Below are 16,266 nucleotides of genomic sequence, written 5' to 3'. Positions count from 1 at the left end.
AACCGGCGCACCCTGCGGCGGAACCGGAGCGCCCGGCGATGAGGCGACCGCTCCGCCCGGGGGAACGGGTGCGCCCTGCGCCGGAATCGGAGCGGCCTGCGGCGGCACGGCCGTCGCCTGCTGAGGCACGGCCCCCCACTGCGCCGGAGCGCCCTCCCCGGGAACACCCTGCACCGCACCCGCCTGGGCCGGTACCTGCACGGGCATGGGCGAGGGCGCGGGCAGGGCCGTCCCGGGGGCTTCCGCCGGCTGGGCGGCGGCCCGTCGGCGGCGGCCCGTCGGCGCGCTGGTGGGGTGCGGCTGCGGCGGGGTGTGGTCGTCGGCCTGGTCGTGCGCGACGGCGTCATGGCGCCCGTCGTCGACCGGGGCGTCACCGGGAGCGGCCGGCACGGGCCCGCTCGCGTGAGGCGCCCCGCCCTCCTGCGGGGCCGCGGCCCGGCCGAGCACCTCGGCCTGCCCGGTCTGCCCGGCCTGCTCTCCCTGGTCCGCCTCGGCGGGCGGCAGCGCGAACACCGTACGGGGCGCGGCCTCCTGCGCCGCCGCGCGCTCGGTGGCGGCGGCCAGCGCACGCCGGCGCCGCCCCGTCGGCTGCGGCTGCTCCTGGACCGGGGCGATCTGGGGCGCCTCGGCCGGTCCACCGTTCCCGGGGGACGGCGCGGGCAACGCCGGCGGCAGGGCCTGCTGCTCGCCGGACCCGTGCCGGGCGCGCCGCCCGGAGGGCGTGGGCACCCCCTGCGGCGGTACGGTCCCGCCCAGCCCGGTGTTCGACGCGGCGGCCCCCGCCGCGTGCTCGGCGGCCGTGACGACGGCCCCCTCGGACACCCCGGCAGCGGCGCCCTCGAGCGCGGCGGCCGCCCGTGCGTCCTCGGCCGCCCGCCCGCGCCGCCGTCCGGTACCGCCGGAGGCCACCGCGTCCTCGCCGGACGTCCGGACCGGAAGCTGCGGCCGCGCGGGCTCGTCGGCGGCGGCCGCCCGGCGCCTGCGCCGCCCGGTGGGCGCCGCGGCCTCAGCGTCGGGGGTCTGCTGCGCGCCCGCCACCTCGCTCTCCAGGAAGGCGTCCACGGAGGCACGCCGTGCCCGTCGCCGTCCACCACCGGTGGACCGTGCGGCGTCATCGGCCGGAGCGGCCTCCTCGTCCGCCGGCGCGGCGGGTGCCTCGGCGGCCGGGACGGTCCCCGCCCCGCCCCCGATCGGCACTTCCAGGACGAACGCGCTGCCGCTCATCCCCGGCACCTCGTGCGTCTGCAGCACGCCGCCGTGCGCCCGGACGATCCCGCGCACGATCGGCTCGTGCACCGGGTCGCCGCCGCTGTACGGCCCGCGCACCTCGATGCGTACGACCTCACCGCGCTGCGCCGCCGCGACCACGACCGTGTTGTCCAGGTACCCGCCCGTCGAGACGGGGGTGTTGCCGGTCGCGTCGACGCCCGCGACGTCCGCGACGAGGTGCGCGAGGGCGGTCGCGAGCAGCCGGGAGTCGACCTCGGCCTCGATGGGCGGCGCGTGCACGGCGAACTGCAACCGGCCGGGCCCGACGAGCTCCACGGCCCCGTCCACGCCGGCGGCGACGACGGCGTCGAGCATCACCTTCGTCCGGGTGATGCCCTCGGCCCCGGTGTCGAGGCGCTGGTAGCCGAGGACGTTGTCGATGAGGGTGGTGATGCGGGAGTAACCGGCCGACAGGTGGTGGAGCACCTGGTTGGCCTCGGGCCACAGCTGCCCGGCGTCGTCCGCGGCCAGCGCGGCCAGCTCGCGGCGCAGTTCCTCCAGCGGTCCCCGCAGGGACTGCCCGAGCAGGGTGAGCAGCTGTTCGTGCCGGGCGGCGAGGGCCTCGTAGCGGTCCTTCTCCCGCTCGCCGAGGGCGGCGTACCGCTCCTCGTTGGCGGCGAGTTGCTCCGCGTGCTGCTCGCGCAGCTCCTCCACCTCGGTGACGTGGCTCTGGCGCAGGGCGGTGAGCTCGGAGCCGTGCTCCTCGGCGAGGCGCTCCAGCTCCTCGGCGTGCCGCCGCTCGGCCTCCTCCTTCTCCTTGACGAGCGCGTCGTAGGGGCGCCGGTCGAGGAAGGTCATGACGGCGCCGACGAGCTGGTCGCCGTCGCGCACCGGCGCGGTGGTCAGGTCGACCGGGAGCTTGTCGCCGCTCTTGGCGTACAGCACCTGCCCACGCACCCGGTGCTTGCGCCCGGAGCGCAGGGTGTCGGCGAGCGGGGACTCGTCGTAGGGGAAGGGGGAGCCGTCGGCGCGCGAGTGCAGGACGAGCGTGTGCAGTTCGCGCCCGCCGAGCTCGCCGGCCCGGTACCCCAGTATCTGGGCGGCGGCCGGGTTCACCAGGACGATCCGGCCGTCGGTGTCGGTCCCCACGACGCCCTCGGACGCGGCCCGCAGGATCATCTCGGTCTGCCGCTGCGACCGCGCCAGCTCCGCCTCGGTGTCGACGGTGCCGGAGAGGTCGCGGACGACGAGCATCAGCAGCTCGTCGCCGGTGTAGCCGTAAGTGTCGTAGTCCTGCTGGCCGTTCTCCAGGTTCGCGCTGGTGACCTCGACCGGGAACTCGCTCCCGTCGGTCCGCCGGGCGATCATCCGCGTCGGCTTGGTCCGCGCCCGGGGGTCGATGTGGTCGGGCCGCCGCATGGACCCCGGGATGAGCTTGGAGTCGAACTGCGGCAGCAGGTCCAGCAGCCCGCGTCCCACCAGGGCCGTGCCCGGGGTCTCGAAGGCCTCCAGGGCGATGGTGTTCGCGTTGACGACGGTCCCGTTGGCGTTGACCAGCACCAGGGCGTCGGGAAGCGCGTCCAGTATGGCTGCGAGGCGAGCAGCGCCTCGGGATGGCCTGCTGCTCACGAGACGCTTCCTCCCTGTTACCGCGACGTGCCGACCGCTCGGGCCATCTTGCCAACCTGCCCGCAACGTGTCACGCGAGGGAGTCTAAGGGCTGAGGTTGTGCTCGCGACGCCGGATGGGGTGGAGGCCGCACGAGGAAGTGACGGCGATGTGACGTCCGGATCGCCCGGAACGCTCCACGGCCTGCGCCGACGCCGCCCGAACCTTCGCAGGACCTTTACCCGCCCCGGGCCCCTTCCCTCGGCGCGTGCCCCGGAGCGCGCCCCGGCGCGTGTTCCCCGGTTCACGGGCGCCCCGTGGAGCGCACCTCGGGCAGCAGCGGTACGAGCCGGTCCCAGCGGGCGATCGCGCATCCGTCCCCGCGGTCGAACGTCGCGTCGACGGGCCGCCCGGCCCAGGTGCCGGTGACGCGGGCGGTGGCCGGCCCGCCGTACTGCAGGGTGCAGACGGTGTCCCGCCGCACCGGGGCGAAGGCGTCCTCCCCCCACCGGGTGTTCCGGTCGACGGCGGCACAGGCCCCGGCGGGATCGGGGTGACTGCCGCCGCTGGGCCGGCAGCGCAGCTCGTACGTCCCGTCCACCCCGTCGCCCGCGTCGCGCACGGTGACGGTGAGGCGGTCGCCGTCCGGCGCCGTGGCCTGGGCGTACGCCGCCGGTGCCGCGGACAGCGAGGCGAGGGCGGCGAGGGAGGCGGCGGCACCGACGAGGGCCCGTCGCAGTCCGGGGGTGCCTGAAAGGTTGATCTGCAGCATGGCCTGATCAACGCGTGAGGAGACGGGACGTTGCGCCACCGCGACGTGCCGGTCGGAAGGGCTTTGCCCTGCGGGCTCCCTGCCTAGTACCGTGGGGGTCGATTGGTGACGGCCCGCGCGGCTGTGTCATCATCGGCACGCACCACCCGCTCGCGCTCGCGCGGAAGGGTGGCGCGGGGAGGCGTCGCCTAGTCCGGTCTATGGCGCCGCACTGCTAATGCGGTTTGGGCCTTAAAGCCCATCGAGGGTTCAAATCCCTCCGCCTCCGCCCCGATCACGAAGCCCCGGCCCATCCGCCGGGGCTTCGTCGTTGCCACCCCCGTTACCGCCCTTATCCGCGTTTTCGCAGGTCACAAGGGGTGCGGTGAACGGATTTCACATGGCGGCGGCAGTCATGTAATGTTCTTCCTGTCGCCGCGAGCGGGCCGGAAGGGCCGGGAGCGGCGAGAAAATTGAAGAAACAGGCACTCGTAGCTTAACGGATAGAGCATCTGACTACGGATCAGAAGGTTGCAGGTTCGAATCCTGCCGAGTGCACAGCACATCAGAGGCCCTGGGACCACTCCCCAGGGCCTCTGGTCTTTTGCCGTGACGGCGGTGTCCGACGGCGACCGGCACCGGCCGACGTCTGTCGTCATCGGTCACCCGGCCTGTGGGATCGCCGGGATCGCTGGAGCGCCGGGATCCGAGGACCCCGGGGCGTGCGGCGCGGCCGTCCCTCACGCTCCGAGGTGCTCGGTGACGAAGGGTGGGGGACGGCCGCTGCGCATCGGGCTCCCGACAGAGGAGCGCCGCGCCCGCCGGCGCCGGACGTCGGGGTCAGGCGTCGGGGTCAGGCGTTGTCCGCGGCCTTGCGGCGGCGCAGGGTGAGAACCGCTCCGGCGCCGAGTGCGACGGCGACGGCGCTCGTGAGGGCGAGCGGTGCCATGGCGGAGGACGTACCGGTCGCGGCGAGGCTGCCCCCGGCGCCGGTCCCGGTGGTCGCCTGCCGGGACGCCCCGCCCTGTGCCGAGGGGCCCGTGCCCGTGCCCTTGCCCTTGCCCTTGCCGGGCTCCGCGGTGACCGGCCGCTTGTCGTCGTCCTCGCCGGGACGGCCGGGCTCGGCTTCGTCGACGGGGCCGGGCTTGCTGCCCGCGGGCAGCAGCGTGAAGTCGTAGCGCTTCATCGGGCCCAGGACGCAGGGGCGGTACGCGTCGGAGGCGTCGCCGGCGAACAGGGCGAAGGCGTCGGCCGACCGGGCGGCGGAGTCGACCTTCATCCGCAGCTTCACCTCGCTCTGCTCGCCCGGCTTCATGGCGTCGATGCGCGCGATGTGCTCGGGCCCGTCGCCGTTGAGGGTCCGCCAGCCGGAGCCGTTGGACCACTGCACCTCCAGGGGGTTCTTCCCACCGCGGCCCTCGCTGTCCGCGTGGAAGAACACCAGGGGGTCCACCGCCAGGGTGCGCCGGGTCCCGTTGGTCACGCGCAGGGTGAAATCGACGGTGGTCCCCGCGACGACCTCGGACGGCAGCCCCACCGCGAGCGAGGTCAGCCCGTTCTCACGGACGCACTCCTCGGCGGTGGCGAGCGCCGCGTCGGCGGCCTCCTTGGTCTCGCGGGCCTTCTCGAGGGTGTCCTTGACCACGCTGTACTCGCGGACGGCCGCCACCCGGGCGTCGTCCAGTGCGGTGCGGGCCGCCTTGGCCGCGGCGTCGGCCTTCTGCCGGGCCTCGACCGCCTTCGCCAGGTCGGCCTCGGCGGCGTCGAGGGCTTGCTGCGCCTCGGCCTTCTCGGTGTCGCTCCCGGCCGCTTCGAGCGCGGCCTCGGCGTCCGCGACGGCCTTCTCGGCGGCGGCCTCGGCGCCGGCCGCTTCCCCGGCCGCCCTGTCCGCGGTGATCGTGGCCGCCTTGAGCGGGTGCGTGTCGGAGTCCAGGGAGTCCAGGGCGGCCTCGAGCTTCTCGCGCCCTTCCTCCTCGGCGGCGACGGCCTTCTCGTACGCCTTCTCCGCGTCGGCGGCCGCCTTCTCCAGCTCCGCGTGCGTCGGCTGGTTCTGCGTCTGTGCCGCGGGCGTCCCGGCGGCGAGGGCCGGACCGGCGGTGAACAGCGCGACGGGCGCGGTCACCGCGACGGCGGCGGCCACGGCGAGGGAACGGCAAAGCTTCACGGGGAACCCTTCTTGCCGGAAGAGAAAAAGGAGAACGGCCGCCGTGCAATGTGCGCAGGGCGGCTCGAATACCGATGATTTTATGGCTGGGGTAAAGGGATGGGCTGGTTCTTCTTTCGGCCCGCGGTTGCATCTGAGGGGGTTTCAGCCGGATGAAAAGGGCGGACGGGGACGGTTGTTCACGGCGTCCGTATTGTTTTGTGACTCATGTCACTCGGGGGTGGGTGGTGTCTGCGCCGCCCCCTGGCCGTCGACCGGCATGGGTGCGTCTTCGACCGGAGCGGCCGTACTGCGGCACCGAAAAGAAATGCCCGAGAAGAGCCCGAGAAGAGCCGGAGAAGAGCCTGAGAAGATCTGGTCGATCGCGTTGGACTCACCGGCGGTGAACGGGCCGCATATCTGGCACGGTGACCCCATGAGTGAGCTGGTGGAGCGGGTGGACGAGTTCGACCGGGTGGTCGGGGTGGTGGAGCGGCGGGAGGCGATCGAGAGGAAATGGCTGCACCGGGTCGCCGTCACCGTGTGCCGCGACACCGCGGGACGGGTGCTGGTGCACCGGAGGCCGGAGGGGGTGTCCCGGTTCCCGGGGCAGTACGACTGGCTGGTCGGCGGGGCCGTCGAGGTGGGGGAGTCGTACGCGGAGGCGGCCGCCCGCGAACTGGTCGAGGAACTGGGGGTGCGGGCGCCGGTGCGGCATGTGGTCACGTTCCTGTGCCGCGGGGTGATCAGCCCGTACTGGCTCGCGGTGCACGAAGCGGTGGTCGTGGGGGACCTCGCCCCGGATCCGGGGGAGGTCGCGTGGTGGAGGTGGCTGACCGAGGAGGAGCTGTGGCGGGCGGTCCGGCAGTGGGAGTTCGTCGCGGACGGGGTGGTGGCGCTCGAGCGGTATGCGGCGGCCGGGCGGAGCGGGTGAGTCAGGAGCGGTCGTGCCGGCGGACTTCCTCGTGGTGGCGGAGCGCGGTGCGCAGGTGGCGGGTCAGGGCGGTGGCCGCCGCGGTGAGGAAGACGAAGGTGTAGAGGATCTGGAGGATGGCGACCAGGCGGGCCGTCTGGCCGCGCGGAGTGATGTCCCCGTAGCCGATGGTGGCGAGGGTGACCAGCGTGAAGTAGAGGGCGTCCAGGCGGGTGGTGAGGCCCTTGAGCTCGCCGGGGCGCTGGGCCAGTGCCTGGTAGGCGGTCGCGAAGACCAGCACGGACAGGCAGATCAGCAGGGAGATGACCAGGCCCGGGCGGGTGCCCGGGCGGTCGAGCAGGAGGCTGACGACCTGCCGCAGCAGCAGGAGGGCGATCAGCGCCAGGGCGAGGCCGAACAGGACCCAGCTCAGGACCGGGCGGTCCGGGCCCAGGCGGTTCAGGGGCAGCAGGAAATAGGCGGTGACCATGGCCGTCACGCCGCCCAGCTGGGCGAGCCAGGGCCAGATGTCCTTCCACGAGAGGAAGGACGCGGCGCGGTCGCCTGCCATGGGGCTGCGGGGCGGGAGGCGGCCGGTGGCCCGGACGGCTAGGCGGTCGAGGGCCCGCGGCGCGGCGCGCACAGGGCCCAGATGATGAAGCCGTCGATGATGATGAGGGCGATCGACCAGACGGGGTAGTAGGGCAGCCACACGAAGTTGGCGATCATGCTCAGTCCGGCCAGGACGACTCCCACCGCACGGGCCCAGGGGGCGCCGCGGAAGAGGGCGAGGCCGGCGGCCGTCACCAGGGCGCCGAGGATCAGGTGCACCCATCCCCAGCCGGTCAGGCTGAACTCGTACGTGAAGTTGCGGGTGGTGACGAAGACGTCGTCCTGGGCGATGGCGGCGATGCCCTGGAAGATGGCCATGATGCCGCCGAAGGTCATCAGGGCCGCCGCGGCCACCGTCCAGCCCGTGGCCCACGTGCTCTCCGCCTCCCACCCGGCCCGCGGGCGGTGCGTACTACCGACGTTGCTCGCCATGTGTTCGACCTTTCGGAAGTCCCCCGAACGGTGCATCTTCTCCTCCAGGTTTGCACCAGGGAGAGCGCCCGGCATCTCGATGCCGCACCGCGCGCGGCCCGTCAGCCGGTGCGCCGGTGTTCTTCCAGGTGGCCCGCCGCCAGGGACGTCGCGCGTGTGAACCAGTCGTGCAGGACGGCGATCTCGTCGGGGGAGTAGTCGGCGAAGAGCGCGGCGAGACGGACGTAGTAGGGCTCGTAGAGCTTGCGCACGAGGACCACGGCGTCCGGCTGCGCGGCCACGCGGACGCGGCGGCGGTCCGCGGGGTCCGGGCGGCGGGTGATGTAGCCCACGCGTTCGAGGCGGTTGAGGATCCCGGTCATCGCTCCCGTCGTGACGTGGACGCGCTCCGCCAGCTCGCCGGCCGTGAGCAGGTTCTCCCCGGCCGCGATGACGAAGCCGAAGCAGGTCATGTCGGTCACGTTCAGGCCGGCCTGCTGGGCCATTTCCTGCTGACCCACCAGATGGGTCGCGATGAGCTGGTCCATCGCCCACATCGCCTGCTCCTGGGTCGCGGGCGGGCGTGGAGTGGCGTGCATCCCGGGTTCCTCATTTCGCTTAGCTCGTGAGATATTTCTTCTGTAAACTCCTCACGACGTGAGATATTCGTCGTGGGGCACCGACTGCGTGAAGGGGCAGACGTGGGCGCACATCCATATGACCATGGGCACACGGTCGCCGGATGGACCGGTTTCGGGATCGTCACGGCCGGAACGGCCGTACTGGGCCTGGCGGTCTGCACGGTGTCCGGCCCGCTGGCGGCCGTCGGGGCGGGGATCGTGGTGGCCGGCCTCCTCACCACCTGGGCGCTGCACCTCGCCGGGTGGGGCAAGGCGTCCGGGCCGCGGCCGAGGGAGCAGTGGGACTGGCGGGTGCGGGACCTGGAGGCCCTGGAAGGGCACGCCCGGTGCCTCGGGTGCCGGCTGGCGGGCCGGGGTCGGGGCGGTCGGGGCGCGGTGCGGGTGGCTTCCGGCCGGGGGGCCGTTCCCGCGCCCCGGGGTGGAGCCGCGGACGCGGATCCCGTGGGTGCCGGCCGTGCCGGGGGATGAGCCGCCGCGCGGAGCCGTTGTCGGCGGTGGCCCCTACGCTCGTCGGGGATGGCACGGACATGGAGGTGCTCGGGGCTGCGGTGGTCCGCGGACGGCCCCGAGCTGGCGTGGGACGGCGGCCGGCGCAGTGCGCTGTCCCGGGGGAAGCGGGTGGCCTTCGGCGTCGAGGAAGCGGGCGTGCGGACCTGCGTGGGGGCGCGGGGGCATCGGTGTCCGCTCGGCGCGGTGGTGCCGGGGCGGAGCACGGGGGCGCGCTGCGAGGAGTGCGCGCGGCTGGACCGGGCGCACTCCGTGGCCGCCGACACCCTTGCGGACGATCCGCGGCCGTACCGCGTCTACCTGGCGTGGTTCGGGCCCGGGATGGCCAAGGTCGGGATCACCGCGGTGGAGCGGGGCCCGGCGCGGCTGCTGGAGCAGGGGGCGGTCTGCTTCAGCTGGCTGGGGACCGGGCCGCTGATGGCGGCGCGGCGCACCGAGGAACTGTTGCGTGCCGCGCTCGGGGTGCCCGACCGGATCCCCTACGCCGACAAGCGGGCGGTGCGGGCCGCCCTGCCGGAGACGGAGGGGGCGCGGGCGGCGGAGATCGCCGCACTGCACGCGCGGGCGGTGGCGCTGAGCGGCTGGCCGGAGTCGCTCGGCCGTGAGCCGTTCCGGCCCGTCGACCACGTCGGGGTGTTCGGGCTGGCGGGGACGCCGGCCGCCGTGGGGGCGGTGAGCGAGCTGGTCGCCGGGGGCGGGGTGAGCGGGGAGCTGGTGGCCGCCGCCGGGCCCGATCTGCACCTGGCGACGCGCGCGGGGGTGGTGGTGCTGGACACGCGGCTGCTGGCCGGCTGGGGGCTGGTCCCGGCCGGCGGGCGGGAGCGGGAACTCGACGTGCCGGTCAAGGGGTTCACGCAGCGGCCGGGACGGCAGGACGGGCTGTTCTGAACCGGACCGGCTCCCGGTCGCCCCGTCCACAGGGGTGGACCGAGCGCTTGCTCAGGGGTGATCGTGGGGGCATGAGTGCTCATCTCGACCCGCGGACCGAAGCCGGTGACGTGCGGCGCTTCTGGGAGGGGCTCGGGCTGCCCGGGCTCGTCGACGTGCACACGCACTTCATGCCGGAGCGGGTGCTGCACAAGGTGTGGGCGTACTTCGACGCGCTCGGGGAGCTGACCGGCGGGATCGAGTGGCCGATCACCTACCGCCATGAGGAGGACGAACGGGCCGCACTGCTGCGGGAGTTCGGGGTGCGCGCCTTCACGGCGATGCTCTACCCGCACAAGCCGGGCATGGCCCGGTGGCTCAACGACTGGGCGGCCGGGTTCGCCGGCCGCACGCCGGACTGCCTGCACACCGCGACGCTCTTCCCCGAGCCGGGGGCCGCGGACCACGTCCGGGAGGCCGTCGAGGCGGGGGCGCGGGTGTTCAAGGCGCATGTGCAGGTGGGGGCGTACGACCCGGCCGACGCGCTGCTGGACGGGGTCTGGGGGCTGCTCGCCGAGGCGGGCGTCCCGGTGGTGATCCACTGCGGGTCCGGGCCCGCGCCCGGCAAGCACACCGGCCCCGAGCCGATCGCGCGGGTGCTGGCGCGGCACCCCCGGCTCCGGCTGGTCGTGGCGCACCTCGGGATGCCCGAGTACGAGGACTTCCTGGACCTCGCCGAGCGGTACGGGGAGGTGCGGCTGGACACCACGATGGCGTTCACCGACTTCAGCGAGCGCATGGCGCCGTTCCCCCGGCGGGCCCTGCCCCGGCTGGCCGCCCTCGGCGACCGCGTCCTGCTCGGCTCCGACTTCCCCAACATCCCGTATCCGTACGTCCACCAGCTCCACGCGCTGGAGCGGCTGGGGCTCGGGGACGGGTGGCTGAGGGCGGTGTGCCACGACAACGCGGCACGGCTCTTCGGCCTGCCCGACTGAGCCGGACGGCGGCCGGAGCGCCGGGCGGGGCGGTCCGTATCAGGCCGGGCGGCGGCCGGAACACCGGACCCGGCGGTCCGACTACCGGGCCCGGCGGCCCGAGTACCGGCCCGGGCCGGGGCCCAGCGCCTCCCGTGCGTTTCTCAGCAAAAACACAGAAGGGCGAAAGGGTGCTCTCAGAGGCGGCGGACATCGTGTCCGGCATGACCACGATCTCGCCCCGGGGGCGCACCGAACTGCTGAGGCCGGACGGGAGCCCCGTCCGCGTGCTCGTGGTGGACGACGAGCAGTCGATCACCGAACTGCTGTCCATGGCCCTGCGGTACGAGGGCTGGCAGATATGCAGCGCGGGGGACGGTCAGGGCGCCCTCCGGGCCGCGCGGGAGCTCCGGCCCGACGCCGTCGTCCTGGACATGATGCTGCCGGACATGGACGGGCTGTCCGTCCTCGGGCGGCTGCGCCGCGAACTGCCGGACGTGCCGGTGCTGTTCCTGACCGCCAAGGGCTCCGTCGAGGAGCGTGTCGCGGGGCTGACCGCCGGCGGCGACGACTACGTCACCAAGCCGTTCGGCCTGGAGGAGGTCGTCGCCCGGCTGCGCGGGCTGATCCGGCGCTCCGGGACGGCCGACCGCAGGGCCGGGTCCCTGCTGGTCGTCGGCGACCTCACCCTCGACGAGGACAGCCACGAGGTCACCCGGGCCGGGGAGGGCATCCACCTCACCGCCACCGAGTTCGAGCTGCTGCGCTTCCTCATGCGCAACCCGCGGCGCGTGCTCAGCAAGGCGCAGATCCTCGACCGGGTCTGGTCCTACGACTTCGGCGGGCACGCGAACGTCGTCGAGCTGTACATCTCGTACCTGCGCAAGAAGATCGACGCGGGGCGGGAGCCGATGATCCACACCCGGCGCGGTGCCGGGTACATGATCAAGCCCGCGGTGTGAGGGCGTAAGCGGCCGGTGCCGCACCGGCCACCGCCCTCCCCTCTCTCCTCCTCTCGGGGCCCGCGCCGCACGGCGCGGAGGAGAGGGGGAGGTGTACGCCGTATGAGAATCACTCTACGGTGTATGTCATGACGGCCTCTCCCCCCAGGAACAGACCCCCGACCGGACCCCGGACCGGGGTGAGCGGGCCCAGCGGCCCCAGCGGCCCCAGGGCCACTCCCGGCGCCGGCTGATCCTCGGCGTGATCTGCCTCGCCCGGCTCACCGTGCTGCTGGACAACACCGTCCTGAACGTGGCGATCCCCTCGCTCACCCGGGAGATGGACGCCTCGACCGCCGACATCCAGTGGATGATCAACGCGTACTCCCTGGTGCGGTCGGGCCCGCTGCTCACCGCGGGCAACGCCGCCGACCTCCCCCACGCCTGAACGGCGCGGGGCGCCCCCACCGGCCGCAAGCGGATGCTGATCGTGGGGCTGGCCCTGTTCGGCGCGGGTTCGCCGGCGGCCGGACTGGCCGAGTCGTCCGGCCAGTTGATCGCGGCGCGGGCCGGCATGGGCGTCGGCGGCGCGCTGCTGCTGACCACGACCCTCGCCGTCGTGATGCAGATCTTCACGCCCGAGGAGCAGCCCAGGGCGATCGGCAGCCCGGTGATGGCGCACGCGGTCATGAGCTCCATCCCTCGGGAGAAGGAGGGCGTCGGGGCCGGCATCAACGGCACGCTCGCCGAGTTCGGTCACGGGCTCGGGGTCGCCGTGCTGGGCGCGGTGTTCAACGCGCGGTTCGCGGCCCTGGTGCCGGTGGCGGCGAGCTCGCTCCCGGCGGCGCTGGCCGCGGCGGACTCGGAGGGTGAACGGGGGCGGATCACGGACGCGTTCTCCTCCGGGCTGGAGACGAGTCCGCTGGTGGGGGCGCCGGCCGTGCTGCTCGGCGGACTGGTCGCGGCGGCGTTGTTGCACCGGGCGGGCCGGGCAGACTCCGGGGAGAAGTCCTGAGAACGGGGTCGTCCGGACGAAGGCGGGGCTCTCGCGCCACGCCCTAGCATGATCGGCGTCGGCGAGTCGAGGAAGGTGCGCCATGGTGAGGGCAGCCCAGCGGTCCGAGAGGGGCGCGCGGCCCAGCGTCTGGCTGGAGGGCAGGACCCGCCGGGGCGGGCGCGGCGGCGGGCAGCCGTCGGGGCTGGACCGGGAGCGGATCACCGAGGCCACCGTCCGGCTGCTGGACGCCGAGGGCCTGGCCCGGTTCTCCATGCGGCGGCTCGCGGCCGAGCTGAACGTGACGGCGATGTCCGTCTACTGGTACGTCGACACCAAGGACGACCTCCTCGAACTCGCCCTGGACGCGGTCCACGGCGAACTCACGCTGCCCGACCCGGCCGCCGACGAGGACTGGCGCGACCAACTGCGCGCGCTCGCGCGGGAGTACCGCGCCCTTCTGGTGCGCCACCCCTGGCTGTCGCCGCTGGCCGGGAACTTCCTCAACATCGGGCCGAACTCGCTGTCGTTCTCCCGGGCGATCCAGCGGGTCATCCACAGGACGGGCCTGCCCGCGCACGGGGTGACCGGGGCCATCTCGGCCGTCTTCCAGTTCGTGTACGGCTACGGCACGATCGAGGGCCACTTCTTCGCCCGGGCCGCCGAGACGGACATGACCCCCGACGAGTACCACCGGCAGGCCATGAGCGCGGTGACGCAGGCGCCCGACACCGCCGAGGTCGCCCAGGAGACGACGAGGATCATGGAGGCCCGCGGCGGCGACACGGTCGAGGAGATGATGGAGCGGGACTTCGCGTTCGCCCTGGACCTGCTGGTCGCGGGCATCGAGGCGATGGTGGCCCGCGGTCGGGGCTGAGGGGACCGGGGGCCTACTCCCCCTCGACCAGCCGCGCCGGGAACCCGCCGGTCGCCACCGGGCCCCACCGCTCGGGAGTGATCCGGATGATCGACTTGCCCTGCCTGACCATGGCCGCCCGGTACTCGTCCCAGTCGGGGTGCTCCCCGGCGATGTTCCGGTAGTACTCCACCAGCGGCTCCACCGAGTCGGGCGCGTCCACGACCTCGGCGGTGCCGTCGATCTGCACCCAGGGACCGTTCCAGTCGTCGCTCAGCACGATCACGCTCACCCGCGCGTCCCTCTTGGCGTTGCGGGTCTTGGCGCGCTCCGGGTACGTGGACACCACGATCCGGCCCGAGTCGTCGACCCCGCAGGTCAGCGGCGAGCCCTGGGGAGCGCCGTCGGCCCGCCGGGTCAGCAGGACCGCGCGGTGCCGGGGTCGTACGAAGTCCAGCAACTCGTCCAGGGAGACACGGGTGTTCGTCGCGATGTTCGGTGCCATGGGGCAACCCTAGGCGGCCATCGCCTCCGGGAGGTTGTCGTACACGGGGACGTCGCGGCGCAGTCCGGTGACTTCCAGGACGTGGCTCGCCAGGCCGTCCGGCCGGGCCACCACGTGGACGCGGGTGCGGGGGCGCAGCAGTTGGCGCACCTCGTTGATGAGGCGGACGCCCTGGGAGTCCATGAAGCGGGTCGGGGTCAGGTCGAGGACCAGGACCCCCGGCGGGCCGCCGGGACGGGCGTGGGTCCGCGACAGGATCAGCGGCAGCAGGCCGGAGGCGGTGGAGAAGTCGATCTCCGGGGGGAACGGGAACAGCACGCGCTCGGACGGGTCGCGCGGCTCGGGAGGGGGGAATGGGGGGAAGGTCACGGCAGTCACCTGGCAGACGTTCGTCCGGTATTCCGGTGAGGCCGCTTCCTGACCCGTCCGGCCATTGCACCATGCCGGAAGGCCCCGGCGGAAGCGGCCCCAGGGGGGCGCTCGAGGCGTGTTCGGACCCCGCGGGTGCGGGCGACCGCCTCCCGGCATCCGGGCGTCACCTCCCGGCAAGTGAACGGTTAGAGTTCTTACGTCCTGTGCTCGCAGTCAGGAATGTGCTGCGGAGCTCTCCTGCGCACGGCCATGTGGTCGTGCACGCCGAAGAGGTTCGTGGTGGCTGCGTCCGAGTTTGCTGATTTGCCCTGTTTTCCATCCGGTGGCGACCTGGCGGAAGCGCTGACGGCTGCGGCGCGGCGACTCCACGAGACGCCCACCCCGGACTCCACCCTGGACACCGCGGTCCGCCTCGCGGTGAACCTCGTGCCCGGCGCCGAGCACGCCGGCATCTCCCTCATCGAGCGGAACAACCTGCGCCGCACGCTCGCCTGGACCGACGAGGTCGTGCGCGCCGCCGAGGACGGCCACCCCGCGGGGGACCGGCAGCCGTACTGGCAGCGCCTGTGGACCGCCCCGGTGGCCGAGGTCACGGACAGCGAGGGCGACGAGGGCGAGGACGCGCTGTCCGAACTGGGCCTGCGTTCCGTGCTGTCGCTGCGGCTGCGCGCCGACCGCCGCCGGCTGACCGTGCTCACCGCCTACGCCCGCAAGCCGCGCGCCTTCGACGAGACCGCGCTCAGGGTGGGCCGGCTGTTCACCGCGCACGTCGGCATCGCCCTGGAGTCCGCCACCGTGCGCGAGCAGCTCACCGAGGCCATGCGCACCCGGGACCTGATCGGCCAGGCCACCGGCATCCTCATGGAGCGTCTGAACATCGACGCGGCCGGGGCCTTCGACAGCCTGGTGAAGGCCTCGCAGCGGGAGAACGTCAAGCTCCGGGACCTCGCCCGCCGCATCGTCGACGCGCACAGCACCCCCGACGCCCGCTGATCCGCCCGCGGGCGTGGGCGGGCTTCCGCGGGATATCCGTACGGGCATGACTTCCGAGACGTCCGACACGCTCGATCAGGCGATGGTGCGCAGCAGCGGTCTCGACACGCTGCTGCGCGACCTGACCGACCGCGCGGTGCAGGAAGTGCCCGGCGCCGCCGCGTGCAGCATCACGGTGCGTCGGGCCGACCGGTTGCTGACCCTCGCGGGCAGCGCGGGCCTGCCCAGCGGCCTCGACCAGCGGCAGTACGAGAACGGTTCGGGTCCCTGCGTGGCGGCCGCCGGGACCGGCACCGAGCAGTACTCCCCCGATCTGGCCGCCGAGACGCGCTGGCCGGAGTACACGCGGTACGCGCTGGCCACCGGGGTGCGCACGGTGCTGGCGATCCCGCTGGACGTGGCGGGCGAGGCGGGGGCCGCGCTCAACCTCTACGGCGAGCGTCCCGGCGCGCTCGCCGCCGGACGGGACGCGGCCCGCGCCCTCGCGGTCCGGGTGACGGACGTCGTCACCACCGCCCTGCGCATCGAACGCGGCCGGCAGTCCGCCGCCGACGTCCGCACCGCCCTGCTCTCGCGCAGCGTCATCGACCAGGCGATCGGCATCCTCATGGCCCGCGAGCGGGTCGACGCGGGCCGGGCCCTGGAACGGCTGCGCCGTGTCTCACAGGACCGGAACATCAAACTCCGCGATCTGTGCGCCCAGGTGGTGGCGCGCACCGCGAACGGGCCCTCAGACGGCCGGAACTGACGTCCCCCGCACCGCCTGGACGTCCAGCTCCACCCGGAGCGTGGTGCCGATGGCCGCGATGCCCGCCTGGAGGACCTGGTTGTAGTTCATCGCGAAGTCCTCGCGCCGCAGTTCGGCCGTGGCGCGGAACGCCGCCCGCGTACCGCCCCACGGGTCCGGTCCGGTGCCGAGGTACGCCAGGTCCAGGTCGACCGGCCGGGCGACCTGGACCTGGCGTACCT

The 16,266-nt window shown here is 73.7% G+C and carries 17 protein-coding genes, 2 tRNA genes and 1 pseudogene; 11 read left to right on the top strand and 9 right to left on the bottom strand.

Annotated features, from left to right (window positions below):
• Window positions 1-2,838, bottom strand: a 2,838-nt coding sequence (locus tag B7L92_RS20125) for a PAS domain-containing protein (protein ID WP_143626354.1), incomplete at its 3' end; no start/stop codon positions are given.
• Window positions 2,839-3,121: 283 nt separating this feature from the next.
• A complete protein-coding gene (locus tag B7L92_RS20120; RefSeq protein ID WP_081238908.1) occupies window positions 3,122-3,589 on the bottom strand; it encodes an SSI family serine proteinase inhibitor in 468 nt (155 codons plus the stop codon).
• A gap of 177 nt (window positions 3,590-3,766) precedes the next feature.
• Here B7L92_RS20120 and B7L92_RS20115 point away from each other — a divergent pair.
• Window positions 3,767-3,857 (top strand) — tRNA-Ser (locus tag B7L92_RS20115).
• A gap of 196 nt (window positions 3,858-4,053) precedes the next feature.
• Window positions 4,054-4,126, top strand: a tRNA-Arg gene (locus B7L92_RS20110).
• Window positions 4,127-4,421: 295 nt separating this feature from the next.
• On the opposite strand, the gene B7L92_RS20105 is transcribed toward B7L92_RS20110, so the two are convergent.
• Window positions 4,422-5,732: a hypothetical protein gene (locus B7L92_RS20105; RefSeq protein WP_255311047.1), complete on the bottom strand. Its 1,311-nt coding sequence runs from the start codon at window positions 5,730-5,732 to the stop codon at window positions 4,422-4,424.
• A 415-nt stretch (window positions 5,733-6,147) separates the two neighbouring features.
• Between B7L92_RS20105 and B7L92_RS20100 the strand changes: the two genes are divergently transcribed.
• Complete coding sequence (locus B7L92_RS20100) at window positions 6,148-6,645, top strand: NUDIX hydrolase (RefSeq protein WP_081238906.1); 498 nt, start codon at window positions 6,148-6,150, stop codon at window positions 6,643-6,645.
• A 1-nt stretch (window position 6,646) separates the two neighbouring features.
• Here the strand turns inward: B7L92_RS20100 and B7L92_RS20095 are convergent, their stop codons facing one another.
• The 3 genes from B7L92_RS20095 to B7L92_RS20085 all read right to left on the bottom strand — a co-directional run bounded on the left by B7L92_RS20095 (window position 6,647) and on the right by B7L92_RS20085 (window position 8,246).
• Window positions 6,647-7,195: a potassium channel family protein gene (locus B7L92_RS20095; protein ID WP_081238910.1), complete on the bottom strand. Its 549-nt coding sequence runs from the start codon at window positions 7,193-7,195 to the stop codon at window positions 6,647-6,649.
• Window positions 7,196-7,233: 38 nt separating this feature from the next.
• Complete coding sequence (locus B7L92_RS20090; protein ID WP_081238909.1) at window positions 7,234-7,668, bottom strand: DUF7144 family membrane protein; 435 nt, start codon at window positions 7,666-7,668, stop codon at window positions 7,234-7,236.
• A 101-nt stretch (window positions 7,669-7,769) separates the two neighbouring features.
• Complete coding sequence (locus B7L92_RS20085; RefSeq protein WP_004986157.1) at window positions 7,770-8,246, bottom strand: MarR family transcriptional regulator; 477 nt, start codon at window positions 8,244-8,246, stop codon at window positions 7,770-7,772.
• A 102-nt stretch (window positions 8,247-8,348) separates the two neighbouring features.
• Between B7L92_RS20085 and B7L92_RS20080 the strand changes: the two genes are divergently transcribed.
• The 6 genes and pseudogenes from B7L92_RS20080 to B7L92_RS20055 all read left to right on the top strand — a co-directional run bounded on the left by B7L92_RS20080 (window position 8,349) and on the right by B7L92_RS20055 (window position 13,448).
• Window positions 8,349-8,756 (top strand): HGxxPAAW family protein, encoded by a 408-nt coding sequence (locus tag B7L92_RS20080; protein ID WP_170102224.1) that lies wholly within the window; start codon window positions 8,349-8,351, stop codon window positions 8,754-8,756.
• Window positions 8,757-8,804: 48 nt separating this feature from the next.
• Complete coding sequence (locus tag B7L92_RS20075) at window positions 8,805-9,683, top strand: DUF2797 domain-containing protein (protein WP_081238904.1); 879 nt, start codon at window positions 8,805-8,807, stop codon at window positions 9,681-9,683.
• Between the two features lie 71 nt (window positions 9,684-9,754).
• Window positions 9,755-10,657 (top strand): amidohydrolase family protein, encoded by a 903-nt coding sequence (locus tag B7L92_RS20070; protein WP_081238903.1) that lies wholly within the window; start codon window positions 9,755-9,757, stop codon window positions 10,655-10,657.
• A 203-nt stretch (window positions 10,658-10,860) separates the two neighbouring features.
• Window positions 10,861-11,598: a response regulator transcription factor gene (locus B7L92_RS20065; RefSeq protein ID WP_174703991.1), complete on the top strand. Its 738-nt coding sequence runs from the start codon at window positions 10,861-10,863 to the stop codon at window positions 11,596-11,598.
• A 229-nt stretch (window positions 11,599-11,827) separates the two neighbouring features.
• A pseudogene (locus B7L92_RS20060) lies at window positions 11,828-12,592 on the top strand (MFS transporter).
• 82 nt (window positions 12,593-12,674) lie between these two features.
• A complete protein-coding gene (locus B7L92_RS20055; RefSeq protein ID WP_081238901.1) occupies window positions 12,675-13,448 on the top strand; it encodes a TetR/AcrR family transcriptional regulator in 774 nt (257 codons plus the stop codon).
• Between the two features lie 13 nt (window positions 13,449-13,461).
• On the opposite strand, the gene B7L92_RS20050 is transcribed toward B7L92_RS20055, so the two are convergent.
• Window positions 13,462-13,932, bottom strand: coding sequence for a PPOX class F420-dependent oxidoreductase (locus tag B7L92_RS20050; RefSeq protein WP_081238900.1), 471 nt, complete (start codon window positions 13,930-13,932; stop codon window positions 13,462-13,464).
• Window positions 13,933-13,941: 9 nt separating this feature from the next.
• A complete protein-coding gene (locus B7L92_RS20045) occupies window positions 13,942-14,301 on the bottom strand; it encodes an STAS domain-containing protein (protein ID WP_081238899.1) in 360 nt (119 codons plus the stop codon).
• Between the two features lie 252 nt (window positions 14,302-14,553).
• Between B7L92_RS20045 and B7L92_RS20040 the strand changes: the two genes are divergently transcribed.
• Complete coding sequence (locus B7L92_RS20040) at window positions 14,554-15,297, top strand: ANTAR domain-containing protein (protein WP_170102223.1); 744 nt, start codon at window positions 14,554-14,556, stop codon at window positions 15,295-15,297.
• Between the two features lie 46 nt (window positions 15,298-15,343).
• Window positions 15,344-16,045 carry a GAF and ANTAR domain-containing protein gene (locus tag B7L92_RS20035; protein ID WP_081238897.1) on the top strand — a complete coding sequence of 234 codons (702 nt, stop codon included), beginning with the start codon at window positions 15,344-15,346 and terminating at the stop codon, window positions 16,043-16,045.
• Here the strand turns inward: B7L92_RS20035 and B7L92_RS20030 are convergent.
• The coding region (locus B7L92_RS20030) for a YceI family protein (protein ID WP_368656256.1) at window positions 16,028-16,266 on the bottom strand (239 nt) is incomplete at its 5' end. The genes B7L92_RS20035 and B7L92_RS20030 overlap by 18 nt on opposite strands.

It is taken from the genome of Streptomyces viridosporus (genome assembly GCF_002078235.1).
Classification (GTDB): Bacteria; Actinomycetota; Actinomycetes; order Streptomycetales; family Streptomycetaceae; genus Streptomyces; species Streptomyces viridosporus.
This window is presented reverse-complemented; position numbering and strand designations above follow the sequence as displayed.